The sequence below is a fragment of the Aliiroseovarius marinus genome, assembly GCF_050881025.1.
Classification (GTDB): Bacteria; Pseudomonadota; Alphaproteobacteria; order Rhodobacterales; family Rhodobacteraceae; genus Aliiroseovarius; species Aliiroseovarius marinus_A.
Genome location: NZ_JBNNXQ010000001.1, coordinates 572,049 through 587,508, shown reverse-complemented (window position 1 = coordinate 587,508; position 15,460 = coordinate 572,049). Strand labels below are relative to the sequence as shown.

Annotated in this window: 10 protein-coding genes; 6 read left to right on the top strand and 4 right to left on the bottom strand. The window is 58.9% G+C overall.

From position 1 onward, the window contains the following. Nucleotides 1-88: 88 nt before the first annotated feature. The 4 genes from ACRY08_RS02745 (at nucleotide 89) to ACRY08_RS02730 (ending at nucleotide 8,319) form a co-directional block, all read left to right on the top strand. Nucleotides 89-3,316: an Ig-like domain-containing protein gene (locus ACRY08_RS02745; RefSeq protein WP_432448314.1), complete on the top strand. Its 3,228-nt coding sequence runs from the start codon at nucleotides 89-91 to the stop codon at nucleotides 3,314-3,316. Nucleotides 3,317-3,425: 109 nt separating this feature from the next. Continuing rightward, complete coding sequence (locus tag ACRY08_RS02740) at nucleotides 3,426-4,709, top strand: TolC family protein (protein WP_432448313.1); 1,284 nt, start codon at nucleotides 3,426-3,428, stop codon at nucleotides 4,707-4,709. Further along, nucleotides 4,706-7,150 carry an ATP-binding cassette domain-containing protein gene (locus tag ACRY08_RS02735; protein WP_432448312.1) on the top strand — a complete coding sequence of 815 codons (2,445 nt, stop codon included), beginning with the start codon at nucleotides 4,706-4,708 and terminating at the stop codon, nucleotides 7,148-7,150. The genes ACRY08_RS02740 and ACRY08_RS02735 overlap by 4 nt, the downstream gene beginning before the upstream one ends. Further along, nucleotides 7,150-8,319, top strand: a complete 1,170-nt coding sequence (locus ACRY08_RS02730) for an HlyD family type I secretion periplasmic adaptor subunit (protein ID WP_432448311.1) — start codon at nucleotides 7,150-7,152, stop codon at nucleotides 8,317-8,319. The genes ACRY08_RS02735 and ACRY08_RS02730 overlap by 1 nt, the downstream gene beginning before the upstream one ends. Here ACRY08_RS02730 and ACRY08_RS02725 read toward each other — a convergent pair. Then, nucleotides 8,316-9,392 (bottom strand): CaiB/BaiF CoA transferase family protein, encoded by a 1,077-nt coding sequence (locus tag ACRY08_RS02725; RefSeq protein WP_432448310.1) that lies wholly within the window; start codon nucleotides 9,390-9,392, stop codon nucleotides 8,316-8,318. The genes ACRY08_RS02730 and ACRY08_RS02725 overlap by 4 nt on opposite strands. A gap of 11 nt (nucleotides 9,393-9,403) precedes the next feature. After that, the gene (locus tag ACRY08_RS02720; protein WP_432448309.1) at nucleotides 9,404-10,561 is read right to left on the bottom strand and encodes an acyl-CoA dehydrogenase family protein; all 1,158 of its coding nucleotides are present in this window, start codon (nucleotides 10,559-10,561) and stop codon (nucleotides 9,404-9,406) included. A 213-nt stretch (nucleotides 10,562-10,774) separates the two neighbouring features. Between ACRY08_RS02720 and ACRY08_RS02715 the strand changes: the two genes are divergently transcribed. Both ACRY08_RS02715 and ACRY08_RS02710 read left to right on the top strand, forming a co-directional pair. Beyond that, on the top strand, nucleotides 10,775-12,895 hold the full coding sequence (locus tag ACRY08_RS02715; RefSeq protein WP_432448308.1) for a YjbH domain-containing protein: 2,121 nt from the start codon (nucleotides 10,775-10,777) through the stop codon (nucleotides 12,893-12,895). Nucleotides 12,896-12,897: 2 nt separating this feature from the next. After that, nucleotides 12,898-13,629, top strand: a complete 732-nt coding sequence (locus ACRY08_RS02710) for a YjbF family lipoprotein (RefSeq protein ID WP_432448307.1) — start codon at nucleotides 12,898-12,900, stop codon at nucleotides 13,627-13,629. A gap of 27 nt (nucleotides 13,630-13,656) precedes the next feature. Here ACRY08_RS02710 and ACRY08_RS02705 read toward each other — a convergent pair whose 3' ends face one another. After that, nucleotides 13,657-15,087 carry a mannose-1-phosphate guanylyltransferase/mannose-6-phosphate isomerase gene (locus ACRY08_RS02705; RefSeq protein WP_432448306.1) on the bottom strand — a complete coding sequence of 477 codons (1,431 nt, stop codon included), beginning with the start codon at nucleotides 15,085-15,087 and terminating at the stop codon, nucleotides 13,657-13,659. Nucleotides 15,088-15,215: 128 nt separating this feature from the next. After that, nucleotides 15,216-15,428 (bottom strand): hypothetical protein, encoded by a 213-nt coding sequence (locus ACRY08_RS02700; RefSeq protein WP_432448305.1) that lies wholly within the window; start codon nucleotides 15,426-15,428, stop codon nucleotides 15,216-15,218. Nucleotides 15,429-15,460: the final 32 nt, after the last annotated feature.

Sequence of the window (15,460 nt, the reverse complement as noted above, 5' to 3'; positions counted from 1 at the left end):
AATATGCGCAAAAACTGGCTAATGGGAGAATAGAGCAAAAGAAACGGCCATAAAAACAAGGCCGTAACATACTGAGGTAGGCGGTACCATGCAGGCGATCGAGTATATCGTTCGCGACGATGCTGGCATTTTGCAGCACGGCGCACTTATTGAATCCGGAATTTCCGACACATTGACCCTGGGCCAGGATGGCGCGGTTTCGCTTAATATCGGGCGAGATCAAGTACGGGAATATGTTCGAGCTGGAGAGGACTTGGAACTCTATCTGGCGGATGGCCGCAAGATCGTGTTGAGCGGGTTCTTCGCAGATAACGGGGTTCAGGAAAATCACCTGTATCTGAATGAAAACGGCGCGCTTATAGAAGCGTCCGTCGATGCGCATGGCCGCGTCTCTTACGCCGAAGCGGCCAGCTGGGGCAAATGGAGCCATCTGGATGGGTTGGTCTTCCCAGATGATCCGATGGTCGTCGCCGAGGCCGGCGCGGATGTTTATGCGGACGGTGTCGTTGCTGGAGACGAAGAAGTCTCGCAGGCGCTGGGCCTTGGTCTTCTTGGCGCCGGTGGCGGTGCTGGTGCTGCGGCACTGCCGATCGCAGGGGCTGTTGGCGGTCTTGGGCTGGTTGGCGGCGTGCTTGGCGGCGGTGACGGAGATGATGGTGACGGTGGCACTGGCGGCGGCGGTGGCGGCGGCGACAAGACCTATACACCGAGCGTCGATGATACGGCTCAGGTGATCGGAGGCGGCGACACGCGCGAGGTTATCGTGACGGGCACCGGCACGCCGGGATCCACTGTCGAAGTTGTCATCGGCGGTAAAACCGTCACGACAACGATTGGAGACGATGGAGAGTGGAGCGCCAGCTTTACCGGTGGGAACGTGCCCGCGGATGGCGACTATGATGCATCGGTGACAATCACCGAAGAGGGCGGAAAGGTGATCAACCTGGACGGCCCGAATGTCTTTATCGACCAAACGGCGCCCGATGTGGATGTGACCTATGGCACCCAATCGACGGGCATCACCGTAAACCGGTCTGATCGCGATGATGGGGTCGAGATTTCGGGGCAGGGTGAAGCGGGTGCAAGCCTGTCTGTCACGATTGCCGGGGTCACGCATACCACGACAGTTGGCACAGATGGCAGCTGGACGGTCAATTTCGCAACGGGCGAGATTCCGACAGGCAAATACGAAGCCAATGTCACGATCCGTTCGACCGATGGCTATAACAACACCACGACAGTGACTGAAACTCTGTCGGTCGACACGACAGCGTCGGTCGAGTTCAGCGCCACTCCGGTGGCCGGAGACGGCATTGTCAACGAAGGCGAATTGCCCAGTGGTGTGACGCTGACTGGCACAGCCCAACCCGGATCGACCGTTATGGTGCAGATGGTGGGTGGTGACAGCTATCCCGCCACGGTCGCCGTGGATGGCAGCTGGTCTGTGACCTTCCCAGCCGGCGATTTCACTCCGGGTGAATATGATGCGGAGTTTACGGCGACCGCGACGTCGCCTGCCGGCAACATCGCGACGGCCAGCCACACGGTTGAGATCGACACTCTGGTGCGTGACTTTGCACAGGATGCGAATGCGACCATTGATGACGGCGTTCTGAATGCCGCAGATGTGGCAGGCGGTTTGACCCTGACCGGCACAACAGAGCCGGGCGCAAGTGTCACCATTTCGCTGGGGGGCACGACCAAAACCATGACCGTGGGTTCGGACGGTGCATGGAGCTTTGACTTCACAACGGCTGAACTGCCGTCAGGGGAAACCACCACCCAGCTGGTGGTGTCGTCCACTGATCTGGCAGGTAACACCTCTAGCCTGACCCAAAATGTGATCGTGGATACGGTCGCGGGTGATGTGGCGCTGTCCTCTGCTCCCATTGAGCTGGACGATGTGATCAACGCGGTTGAATCGTCAGATGGTGTGATCGTGACCGGCACAGCGACGCCGGGCATGGATGTGACTGTGACACTACATGGTGTCGAAAAAGTTGTGACCGCTTCTCCGACCGGGGAATGGTCTGCGGTCTATCAGGCCAATGAAGTCACACAGGGTGACTATACCGCGAATATCACGGCGTCGATCAGCGATCAGTATGGCAACTCCAAGACGGTCAGCGATACGGTCGAAGTGGATACTTTTGTTGACAATCATTCGATCACCGCAGGCAATATTGCCGGTGACAATGTCATCAATGCCGTAGAGCTTGACGATGGTGTTCTGATCACCGGCACGGTCGAAATTGGTTCGACAGTGATGGTGCAGATTGGAAGCAACGCGGCTGTACCGGCAACGGTTGACGGATCGGGCAACTGGAGTGTGAATTTCGGTGTCGGTGACATTCAGCACGGCGACAGCGGCATTACCGTGACCTCGACCGATGCGGCAGGCAACGTGGATGTGTTGACCAAGGATATCGAGGTGGACACGATCGTGACCAACCATGCGATCACCAGCACAGAAGGCACCAATGGCGATGTCGTCAATGGCGCCGAGGCTGCAGATGGCATGACCTTTACGGGCACCACAGAACCCGGATCCATTGTTCATGTGACCTTCAACGGCATCACCCATCAGGCGATTGTCGATGCAAACGGCAATTGGGACGTGGACTTTGAAGGTGCCGAAATGCCGACAGAGCAGGGTGACTTTACCCTGACCGTCGCAGCGCAGGACCTGGCAGGAAACCGGGCCACCGCCACCGAGGTCATCGCCGTTGATGCAGAAGCGCCCGATGCGCCTTTGGTCACCGCGATCAACCAGGGCACCAACGGTCTTCGCGAAGTGAACACGCTGGATGACGAAGGCACCACAGTTGTGCAGCAGCTGAACCCGGACGGGTCGATCAGCGAGGTTGCCTATGACCTTGAGGTGGACGCCGAATATGGCGAGCTGGTCTTTGACTTCGATGCGCCGCTGGCCGATGGCACGCAGCTGGTCTTCACCAAGACCGATGCGGCGGGTAACCAGTCCTCGACCCTGATGCTGACCAATGACGGCGTGTCGACGTCGTTCGATTTGACCAACGCCGGGCTGGATGGGTTCCAGATCGAAGCGGTGGACATGTTGCAGTACTCGGAAGACAGCACTCTGACCATTTCGGAAGCTGATCTGCTGGCCGCGTCGGGCAACTCGAACGAGCTGACCATCCATGGCGGCAGTGGCGATACGGTGAATGCGGCTGGCGCCGTGGACACCAACACGACCGAGACCATCAACGGTCAGACCTACGAGATCTATACGCTGGGCAACGAAGGCGTGCTCTATATTCAGGAGGACGTGAACGTCAACACCAGCGTGGTGTAAGTATACGAGTAACGGCAAGGCCGCGGCGCCAAATGATCGCGGCCTGCCGATAAACATATAAAAGCGAGGCAGAGCTTTGTTCAAAGGGCGGGATATTCCGCGCACGTTTATGGCTGTTGTGCTGTGCACGACGCTGGGCGGGTGCATGAACGGCATCGGCGGGGGTCTTGGATCCGCGCCAGGCGATGGGGCAGAGGTCACACGATCTTCGCCGCGCAATTTCTTCCAACCAGAAGGCAAGACGCAATCTGCCACCATCTCGAACCTTCAGGCGCGCCAGTCAGTGTTGATGCCGGGGTCGTCCTACGATCAGATTGCCAAGTCGGTGCTGGCGGCCTCGTCCCGCCCGGCCGAGGCCGAGCTGACCGCCGCCAAGTTGCGCGCCCGTGCCGCCGACAAGAACTGGCTGCCAACGCTGGGGCCGCAGGTTTCCCTTGATAGCCTTGGCGAGCTGGTTGCGTCACTGGTCGTGGACCAGGTGCTTTATGACAATGGCCGCAAGAAGGCCGAGCGCGAGTTCGCCCGTGCGGATGTTGAAGCCGCTGCCGTGAACTTGTCCGTTGATACCAATGATCGCGTCCACACAGGGCTTGAGCTGTATCTGAAAGCCGAAGAGGCACGCGAGAAAGCCGCCGCGGCCGACCGTGCCCTTGGGCAGATGCGCGAATTTGACCGGATCATGACGGCGCGCGTGAATGGCGGGGTGTCGGATATGTCCGAGCAAAACGTGATCCGCGCCAAGCTGTCCGAGCTGCAATCCACCTATGACAGCCAAATGCAAAACGCCAAGACGTCGCTGGCAGAGCTGTCGGCGATGTCGGCAAGTGATGTCACCGGGGTAAAGGGCACGTCAGATGTCAAAGACCCGTCGCGCGGGCAACCGCTGACCGTACTTCTGGCAGAAGCGGAACTGAGCCGCGATGTGGCGCAGGCCAAGATTGACCGGGCCGGGCTGTTGCCAGGGCTGGCTGCACGCGGCGAGATCGGTGGCACTGGGAAAGCGGGCCTGATGATGACCTCGGATCAGGGGTTCGGTTTTGGCACGATGGACAATCTGGCAGCTGTAAAGGCCGCGCGCGATGGCGCTGAACGCCGGATCGCACAGGCGCAGGAAGACAGCCGCCGCCGGCAAGCTGCGCTGACGCAGAAGCTCATTTCGCTGAAGCGACGTGAAAAACAGGCCGAAAGCCTTGTGGGGCAGGCGCGGGCAAATACCGACCTGTTCAAGCGTCAGTTCAACGCAGGTCAACGCACAGTCATGGATGTGGTTGGCGTGGTCGAGAACCTGTCGCGACTGGAACAGGAACATGTGTCTGTGCGCTATGAGATTGCCCGGACGGAAGTTGAGGCCGCGCGTGAGTTTGGCCTTTTGGTGAACGGATCTGAAATATGAGCGATCCGAACGCCGCACAGGGCAAGCCCCTGCCGACGACAATATCGGGGGCGACGGCGCGCCGGGTCAGTGGTGGTTCGGCAAATGCCAACCCTGCGCCGAAAAAGGCACGCCGGACGGTTTCTGTTTCCACACCGAAACCCGCGCCCAAACCACCAGCGGCTCAGCCGAAAGCACGCCGCAAGGTTATGCAGGTGGCAACGCCCAGCCCAGAGAAGACAGATGCGGCAAAGGTCTCGGCGCCCAAGCCGCGCATGAAGATCAAGCCCAAGCCCAAACTGGTGCGCCCGGCGGCAAATACACCAACGCAAAACCTGACCGCACAAGAGCGTTTGCAGGGCCGCGCGCAGTTGATCGCGACTTATGCCGGGCTGCTGGGCCATGAAGCACATGCGGTGGATATCGCCGAAGCGATGGTCACGCGGGCAGAGAGTTTTGGCCCTGACGAAGCGATTGGCATTGATGTGATCGAGGCAGGGGTCGCCTCAACTGGGTTAAGCAGCGAACGCATTCTCTCTGGCGTGCCAACACCTCAAATCTGGCCCGGTTTGGCGATGATGCAAAACGGTCAGGTTGTGCTGGTCGAGGCGCAGACCGCAGATCATGTGACCTTGTTTGAACCGGGCGCCCGCGAAGGACGCACCGAGGTTCCGCTGGCCGATTTCGCGCCGCATTTCACAGGTGTCGTGCTGCGTGCCGAGGCAAGCCTGAACGACTTGGCCGACCGTCACGCGACCTCGCGTCTGGCTGATCACTGGTTCTGGGGCGAGCTGCCGAAATACAAGCGCTACTTCATGGATGTAGCGCTGGGCTCTTTCGTGGCGAACTTGCTTGCGGTCGCCGTCGCGCTGTTTTCGCTGCAGGTTTATGACCGGGTGATCCCGCACCAGTCCTCGGCCACGCTTTGGGTGCTGGCGGCAGGCGCTTTCGTTGCGATCATGCTTGAGGCCGGGTTGAAAGCTGCCCGCGCGCGTCTGATGGACGGGGCTGGGCGGGCGATTGAGCTGAACATCCAGAAGCTCTTGATGGATCGGGTGTTGGGCATGCGCTCGGACAAACGGCCGACCTCGCCGTCGGGGCTGTTTTCGGCGATGCGCGAATTTGGCTCGGTGCGCGAGTTTTTCACTGCGTCGTCGGTGGGTGCGCTGACCGATATTCCCTTCATTTTCCTGTTCCTTGCGCTGGTCGCCTCGATCGCCGGAAACGTTGTGTGGATCCTGATTGCAGGTGGCATCCTGATGGTGCTGCCGGGCTATTTCCTGCAAAAGCACATGGTGCGGATCAGCCAGGAAACGCAAGGGGCCTCGGCCAAGGCGGCACGGCTGTTGCACGAGGTGATCTTTGAACATGACACGGTGAAATCGCAGCGCGGTGAAGACCGTGTGCGCCGATTGTGGACCGAGCTGACCATGTTGTCGGCGGTGAAGAACAGTGAACAGCGACGGCTGTCGGGCTGGCTGACCTTCTGGTCGCAGGGTGTGCAACAGGCCACTTACGTTTCTGCCGTGATCATGGGCACCTATCTGGTTTTCGCGGGTGAGTTTACTGTGGGCTCGATCATTGCCGTGGGCATTTTGACGGGGCGTACCCTGTCGCCGCTGACACAGCTGTCATCCACGCTGGCGCGCTGGTCCAACGTGAAATCTGCACTGGACGGGCTGGATACGATTGCCGGCTCTGAACAGGACGAGGCCGAGGGACGCACCTATCTGCGCCGCGAAACCCTGTCGGGGAATTTCGAACTGCGCGAGCTGCGTTTCGCCTATGACGAGGACGCGCCGGGACTGGATGTACCCGGCCTGGCCATCGAGCCGGGGCAGCGGCTGGCGGTGCTTGGTGCCAATGGATCGGGAAAATCGACGCTTCTGAAGATCCTGTCGGGCCTTTATGCGCCGCAATCGGGCCGCGTGATGATCGACGGGATCGACATGAGCCAGATCGCCCCGCGCGATCTGCGCCGCAACATTGGGTACTTGTCCCAAGACGTGCGGCTGTTTGCCGGCACGCTGCGCGACAACCTGAACCTGTCGTCACTGGAGCGCGACGATGATCGCCTGTTGCAGGCGTTGGACTTCGCGGGTCTTGGCCCCTTTGTGCGCGGTCATTCTAAGGGGTTGGATCTTGAAATTCGTGACGCGGGCGAAGGTCTGTCCATCGGTCAGCGCCAGTCCATCGGTTGGGCGCGGATCTGGCTGCAGGATCCGAAAGTGGTGCTGTTGGACGAACCCACCGCCGCGCTGGATCAGACCTTGGAGACGACACTGGTCAGCCGGTTGGAAAGCTGGCTTCAGGGTCGCACCGCAATCATCGCCACCCACCGCGTGCCGATCCTGAAACTGACGGAACGCACGGTGATCATGCAAAACGGTCGGCTTGCTGTGGACGGTCCGCGTGATCAGGTTCTGTCGCATCTGAAATCTGCTGGACAAGGAGCAAGTTGATGGCCTCGCTTGACGCGCAGTTTGAAAGTGATCTGAAGGGCCCGTCGACGGTGGTCTACCTTTCGGCGGCAACCGTGATCCTGTTCCTGCTCTGGGCGGCCTTCGCTTGGGTGGACGAGATCGTGCGCGGCGACGGGACGGTGATTTCATCGTCACGCCCGCAGATCATTCAGAACCTCGAAGGTGGTATTCTGGCAGAGCTGACGGTGAAACAGGGTGACGTGGTCGAACCGGGCGACGTTCTGGCGCGGCTTTACGGGACCGAATTTCAGACCTCGGTGGATGATCTGTTGGACCAGATCGCCGCGTTGGAAATTCGCCGCCTGCGGCTGGAGGCCGAGCTGGAAGGGCAGTTTGATTTCACGGTGCCGGAAGAGTTCGCCACCCGCGGGCGCGATATTGTTGCTTCGGAACGCGCACTGTTGGCGGCGCGTCAGGGCGACTATGTCAGCCGCTCCGAAGGCGCAAAACGCGTGCTGGATGAAGCCGGGCGCGAGCTGCAGGTGATGGAAGATTTGCTGGACGACAAGATCGTCGCCCTGATCGAAGTGACACGCGTGCGCAAGGCCTTTGGTGACGCCGAGATGCGCTATAACGAGATCGTCACCCAGACCGAACTGGACCGCGCGCAAGAATATTCCGACACGTTGAAAGAGCTGGCGACCTTGAAGCAGAACCTGAAACTGAGCCAGGACCAGCTGAACCGGACCGTGTTGAAAAGCCCGATGCGCGGCATCGTGAACAACCTGGCCGTGACCACCATCGGCGGCGTCGTGCGCCCCGGTGAAGAGATTTTCCAGATCATTCCCTTGGACGAAGACGTGTTCATCGAGGCGCGTGTGAAGCCCAAGGACATCGCCAATGTGAAACGTGGGCAAGAGGCGACGGTGAAACTGTCGGCCTATGACTACACGATCTATGGGTCGCTGAAGGGCGAAGTAGACTTCATCTCGGCTGATACATTCACAGAAGAACGTGACCCCAACGCTGAACCGCATTACCGGGTGACCGTGCGCATGGATATGTCCGGGTTATCAGATCGTCAGAAACAGATCGAAATCCGCCCGGGAATGTTGGCACAGGTTGAACTGCACACGGGCGAAAAGACCATCCTGCAGTATCTGTTGAAGCCGCTCTACAAATCGCGCGAAGCGTTCCGCGAACCTTAAGCCCAGCGGGACAAAACGTCTGCGAAGGGTAGCGGTGTCTGCTCTTCTCCGGGCGCGGCGCCATCCCTCTGGCCAGACATCTGTGGGGCGCTATTGGGTTGCACCACATTGTCGATCTGGATGAAGCTGCCCCGCGCCTTGTTGTGCGGATGCTCGGGCGCTTCGGACAGGGACAGGACAGGCGCGCAGCAGGCGTCCGTGCCTTCCAGAATGGCCGCCCACTCGTCACGGGTCTTTTCCTTGAACTTCTCGGTGAAAGCCGTTCGCAATTTAGGCCAGCCGGGTACGTCCATCTGTGCGGGTAGGTCTGCGTCTGACAGCCCAATCCGGTCCAGAAATTCTGCATAGAACTTTGCCTCGAGCGCGCCCACGGACATATGCCCGCCACAAGCACATTCATAGACCGCATAAAACGGCGCGCCACCATCCAGCAGGTTCGCTTCGCGCGCGTCGGCCCAGATGCCCGACCCATACATGGAATAGATCATCGCCATCAGATGCGCGGTGCCATCGGTGATCGCGGCGTCCACCACCTGCCCTTTGCCCGTGGTTTTCGCGCCATGCAGGGCCGCCAGCATGCCAGCCACCAGATACATGCCGCCGCCGCCGAAATCACCCAGAAGGTTCAAAGGCGGCACCGGATGTGCGCCGCCAATGGCATGGAGCGCGCCGGTGATCGCAATGTAGTTGATGTCGTGGCCCGCCGATTGCGCCAGCGGGCCGGATTGCCCCCAACCTGTCATGCGCCCATAGACCAGACCGGGATTGTTCGGGAAATCACTGGGGCCCAGACCCAGACGCTCCATCACACCGGGGCGCATGCCCTCGATCAGCATATCGGCGCGGGTGATCAGGTCATGCGCGCGGGCGCGGTCCGCATCGTCCTTCAGGTCCAGTTCAACAAAGCCGCGCCCGCGGTTCAGCACATCCACCTTCTGTGGGATCAGTGGCTTGAGGTTCGGGCGTTGGATGCGCACCACCTCCGCCCCCATATCTGCAAGCCACATAGCCGCAAAAGGTGTGGGGCCAAGGCCTTGTATTTCGACGGTTTTCAGGCCTTGAAGCGGGGGCATGGTATCTCCGATCAGCTGTCGATCGAGCGGGCGATCAGCTCTTTCATAATCTCGTTTGTGCCACCATAGATCATCTGTACCCGCGCGTCCGCATAAAGCCGCGCAATCGGGTATTCGGTCATATAGCCGTAGCCGCCGAAAAGCTGCAGGCATTCATGCATGATCTCGTTTTGCACCTCGCTGCCCCAATATTTCGCCATCGAGGCGGTGGGAGCGTCCAGCGTGCCGTTGATCAGTTGCGCGATGCCATCGTTGACGAAACTGCGCAGCACTTCGGCCTTGGTTTTGCACTCGGCCAGCTTGAAGCGGGTGTTTTGGAAATCCATCACACGCTGGCCAAAGGCCTTGCGTTCTTGTGTGTAGGCAATTGTCTGTTCCAGCGCGAAATCAATCGCCCCAAGGGCCTGAATGGCGATCAGCAACCGTTCCCACGGCAGCTGCTTCATCAATTGGTAAAATCCCTGCCCCTCTTCCGCGCCCAGAAGGTTGGTCAGGGGCACCTTCACATCCTGGTAAAACAGCTCGGAAGTATCATTGGCTTTCATGCCCAGTTTCTTAAGGTTCTTGCCTCGCTCGAACCCTTCACATTTGTCTGGCTCGACAACGATCAGCGAGATGCCCTTGCCGCCGGCCTCCGGGTCGGTTTTGCACACGGTGATGATCAGGTCAGCAGCCTGTCCGTTGGTGATGAAAATCTTCGATCCGTTGATCTTATACTGGTTGCCGTCCTTTTCGGCCCGCGTGCGTACCGCCTGCAGATCAGATCCCGTGCCGGGCTCGGTCATCGCGATGGCGCCCACAATCTCGCCCGAGGCAAGGCCGGGCAGCCAGCGGGCTTTCTGTTCGTCGCTGCCATAGGCGGTGATGTAGTGGGTCACAATCGACTGAATGCCATAGCCCCAGCCGCAATCCCCCGTTCGCGTTTGTTCATAAATAACAACGCTTTCGAAGCCCATATCGCCACCCGCGCCGCCATGTTCTTCGGGAATGGCGCCACCCATGATGCCTGCCTGCCCGGCCGTGCGCCAGAAGTCGCGATCCACAATGCCCTGATCCACCCAACGTTCGATATTCGGGGTCAGTTCATCGGCAAAAAAGCGGTTGGTCATTTCAGCGAACATACGGTGTTCGTCGCTGACCCAGGCGGCGGTAGGGGTGAACAGGCTCATGGGGTGCTCCGTTTCGGTGTGATTTTCCTGAACTATATGCGCAGGCTGCCCCGTCAGGGCTGGTAACGTGGCGTTACACATTGTAGAGCAGACGCGACGGAACCTGTGTATTTGCGCGACAATCCACCAGTTTTCGAAGGATCGTGTCGGTTTTTCGTGCTTTGTCTTTCAGGATCACGTATTTGAAAACAAAAGCGTTGAACGGAGACAGCGGTGAGGAATATTCGGGTGGACTTCTGCAAACTTGCAGCGCTGGGCCTTCTGGGCGTGGGATCGACACCTGCGATGGCCGAAGTTGGCACGCTGTCATCAAGTTATACCATTTACGGTACGCCCGGATTGATCGCGATGCCGTCGGCCGCGGCTGCAGAGGATAGTGAGCTTGCCTTCACCTATACGCAGTTTGGCCCGATCGCGAACGGCACGCTGACCTTCCAGATCCTGCCGCGTTTGTCGGGCAGTTTCCGTTACACCAAGCTTGAGAAATACTGGATCAGCGGCCCCTTGAAAGGGCAAGATTTTTTCGATCGCAGTTTCGACCTGCAATACCGCATCCTGAACGAAAGCAAGTATTTGCCGGCCGTCTCGGTTGGTATCCGCGACCTGATCGGCACCGGGATCTACGCGGGTGAATATGTCGTTGCGACGAAAAGTTTCGGTGACCGTCTGCAAGTGACCGGCGGTCTGGGTTGGGGGCGACTTGCCACCTACAACGTGATCGGTTCAACCGGCGTGCGCCCTGATCTTGATTTCGGTGTGGGCGGAAACCTGAGCTTTGGGCAGTGGTTCCGGGGGGATGTGTCTCCCTTTGCGGGCTTGTCCTATAAGGTCAATGATAAGCTGACCGTCAAGGCCGAGTATTCGTCGGACAGTTTCCAGCGTGAGCGCGAGCATGGCATTATGACCCATGACTCCCCGTTCAACTTTGGTATCGATTACGAAGTGGCCCCGGCCGTTCACCTGAACGCCTTTTACGTCGCCGGCAACACGTTGGGTGCAAGCCTGACCTTCCGTCTGAACCCGCGCAATCCGCAGGCACGTTCGGGCAATGAAAAAGCGCCTCTGCCGGTAAAGCCGCGCCCGTCGCGTTCGAATGCAGCGGCATGGGATACGGCATGGGTGTCAGACCCCACCAATGAAACGGGTTTGCGTCGTGCGGTCGGTGATGCTGTTGGTAAAGAAGGCATGGTTCTTCACGCCATGAACCTTGGGGCCAACCGGGTCGAAGTTAAGGTCGAGAACAAGCGCTTTAATGCCCAGTCGCAGGCCGTCGGTCGCACCGCACGTATCCTGACCCATGCCATGCCGCCTTCGGTCGAGACCTTTGTGGTCACCTTGGTGGAAAACGGCGTTCCCCTGTCCAGCGTCACCATGCGCCGCAGTGATATCGAGCGTTTGGAGCATGCGCCGTCCACCGAGATATTCAAGCACGTCACCATCGACGAAGCCACGCCGCGCGCGGTGCGCAATTCCGAACTGGTGAACCCTGAAAACCGGTTCAGCTGGGCGCTGGCCCCTTATATGGCGCTGAGCTTCTTTGACCCCTCAAGCCCGGTGCGCGGTGATTTCGGCGTGCGGTTGAGCGCGAAATATCAGCTGACGCCAAATATCGTTTTGTCCGGCGCGATCCAGAAAAGTATCTGGGGCAATCTGGACGATGATGATTATCTCAACACCTCTGTGCTGCCGCATGTGCGCACCGAAGGCGCGCTTTATGCGCAGCAGGGCGACCCCGCGATCGAACACCTGACGGCCAGCTGGTACGACCGTCCGGGCAAAAACCTCTATAGCCGCGTAACCGTGGGTTATCTGGAAAAGATGTTCGGCGGTGTCTCGGCTGAGCTATTGTGGAAGCCCGTGGACAGCCGTTTGGCCATTGGTGGTGAAGTCGCTTGGGTGAAGAAGCGTGACTATGATCAGCTCTTTGGTTTCCAGGACTACGACATCGTAACCGGCCACGTGTCGGCCTATTATGACTTTGGCAACGGTTTCTCGACCCGCGTTGATGTTGGCCGCTATCTGGCTGGCGACTACGGGGCCACTTTGTCGGTGGATCGGACCTTCGCCAACGGTTGGAAGATTGGGGGCTATGCCACCAAGACCAACGTCTCGGCCGAGGATTTCGGCGAAGGGTCCTTTGACAAAGGTATCCGCCTGTCAATTCCGTTTGAATGGGCGCTGGGCACCCCATCGCGCAATCAATCAGCTGCCGAGCTGCGTTCGCTGGAACGTGACGGTGGCGCACGCCTGAAGGTGGATGGTCGCCTGTTTGAATGGGTTGAGGAAGGTCACGGAGATGCCTTCGCCAACCGTTGGGGTAAATTCTGGAGGTAACCGTGCTGCGGCTTGATGTGAACAGACGCGCCCGCGCGGTGCTAATGGGGGCTGGACTTGTGCTGGCTCTTGCTTCCTGTGGATCTGACAAAAGTGAAACAGAACTGGCCAAGGCGACGGCCGGGTTTCTGAAAGATGCGGGCCAGAAAATTGGGTCCAAGATCAAACCCGGCAAGGCCAAGAAAACGGCGGGCCCTGCGGCAGCGGCTGATCCCAATGTGATCGTTGCCAAAGCTCTTGCAGCGACCAAAGGCCCGATTGCGATTGTGGTACGGGTTGAAACCAACTCGGTACTGGCGATGAACCCGGTTGGGCGCAATGGCAATCACGTGACCTGGGGCAGCGCTACGGGACAAGGGATCACCTATAATCGCGGAGTTTTGACGAACACGCGCGGGCTGGGTGAAGACTTGATGTCGTCAAGCATCGACAGCGCGGTTTCGGCAATCACGGCGCGCCGCAATGCGAGCTACACACGCGATCACTACTATCTGGGTGATCTGGGTCAGAATACGCGCCTGACAGTGAATTGTACGTTGGCGCGGACCAAGTCCGAGCGTGTCGCTGTCGGGGACATCAATGCAGATGCGGCGGTGATGAAAGAGAGCTGTTCGAACGGCGCGATTTCGTTCACCAACCTTTACTGGGTTGATGGGCGCGGCAATGTGTTGAAATCCAGCCAATGGGTTGGTCAGCGCATCGGCAGCCTTGCCATTCAGAACCTGCGCCTTTGATTTGATCGCGCCGGGCGGCGAAACACTTTAGCTGCGTGCGTATACGTCTTCGTAGCGAATGATATCATCCTCGCCCAGATAGCTGCCGGTTTGAACTTCGATCAGAACGGCGTCGCGATCCCCCGTGTTTTCCAGCCTGTGGACCTCGCCGGTTGGGACATAGGCGGACTGGTTTTGGCGCAGGGTGAAGGTGTCGTTGCCGATGGTCACCTCGGCTTCGCCTTCCACAACAACCCAATGTTCGGCGCGATGCGTGTGTGACTGAAGCGACAGAATGCCGCCCGGATGCACGGTGATCATCTTGACCTGAAAACCGGACCCTGATGCCAGCCGTTCGAACCAACCCCATGGACGATAGTCCCGTGAAAGCTCTTTTGCTTGGGTTATTCCTTTTCCAGACAGCGTTTTGACCAGTTCGCCGACCTCGTTGGTACGGTTGCGGTCTGCCACCAGAACGGCATCCCCTGTCGCAACGGCCACGATGTTCTCCAGCCCCAGCCCGACAAGAACCTGTTTGCCACCATCTGAAAACAGAAAGCTGTTGTGACAATCAACAGCATGGCTTTCGCCAATGGTAACGGCGCCATCGGGGGTATCCTCTGGCGCTTCCTCCTGCCACATGCTTTGCCACGTGCCCAGGTCCGACCAGCGCCCGTCATATGGCACCACAGCCAGGTTTTTGGCGTGTTCCATCACGGCATAGTCAATCGACTGCGCTTCGACTTGATCCCATGCAGACGGATCAAGACGGGTAAAGCCAAGGTCCGGCTTGTGGTTCCTAAGGGCGTCTTGCACGCCGGGCAGCATTTCGGGGGCATATGCGCGGAATGCATCCAGCATATCCGCGCAGCGAAACAGGAAAATGCCCGCGTTCCATAGGTGGCGCCCTTCATTTAGAAACGTCTCGGCGTCTGCAAGGTCGGGTTTTTCAACGAACGAGAGGAGCTTGACCCATGAGGTATCGTGATCCGGTGTGGGCGGAAGTTCCAGATAGCCATACCCCGTTTCCGGGCGATCAGGTTTGACGCCGAACGTGACAATATGGCCTTCCAATGCGGCTTGGGTCCCAATCTCTACGGCGCGTAGAAACGCGGGACTGTCGGGTAGGAAATGGTCTGAGGGTGTCACCAGACAAAGCGCTTGGGGATCCTTTTCCGCCTGTGCCAGCGTTGCCGCCAGAACAGCAGGGGCCGTGTTGCGCCCACTGGGTTCCAGCAAAATCAGTTCTGGCAAGCCAGCAATTTCGCCCATCTGCTCAACCACGTGAAAGCGATAATCTTCACCCGTGATGATGATTGGGCGCGAAAATCCGCGGCCCTGAAAGCGACGCGCCGTGTGTTGAAACAGGCTGGAGCCGTCGCGAAGTTTGCGAAACTGCTTGGGATAGCTTTGGCGTGAAATCGGCCAGAGCCGCGTTCCGATGCCGCCTGCCAGAATGATCGGAACAATTCTGTTCACACGATGCCTCACCTAATGAATGACGCCGACACTGGCGAACATGTGAGGAATCATGATCCTAAAAAGCAAAAACGGCAAGCCCGAGGGCCTGCCGTTTTCGTTTGATAACCTCTTTCGAGGAGATCAAATTATTCTTCCGACGACGAGTCCGAAGCGGCGATGATGCCAGCAACCAGTGCCAGGCCCAGCAGAGCCATGCCGGTGTTGCCCAGCGAGCTGCCTGCTTCTTCAACAACAACAACTTCTTCTTCGGCTACAACCGAGTCACCATAGGCGCCAGCGAAAGCCGGGGCGGTCAGGGCGATCATGCCGGCAGCGGCAAGGGTCATCACTTTTTTCATGTTCCATACTCCATAATTAATTCGCGGGCATC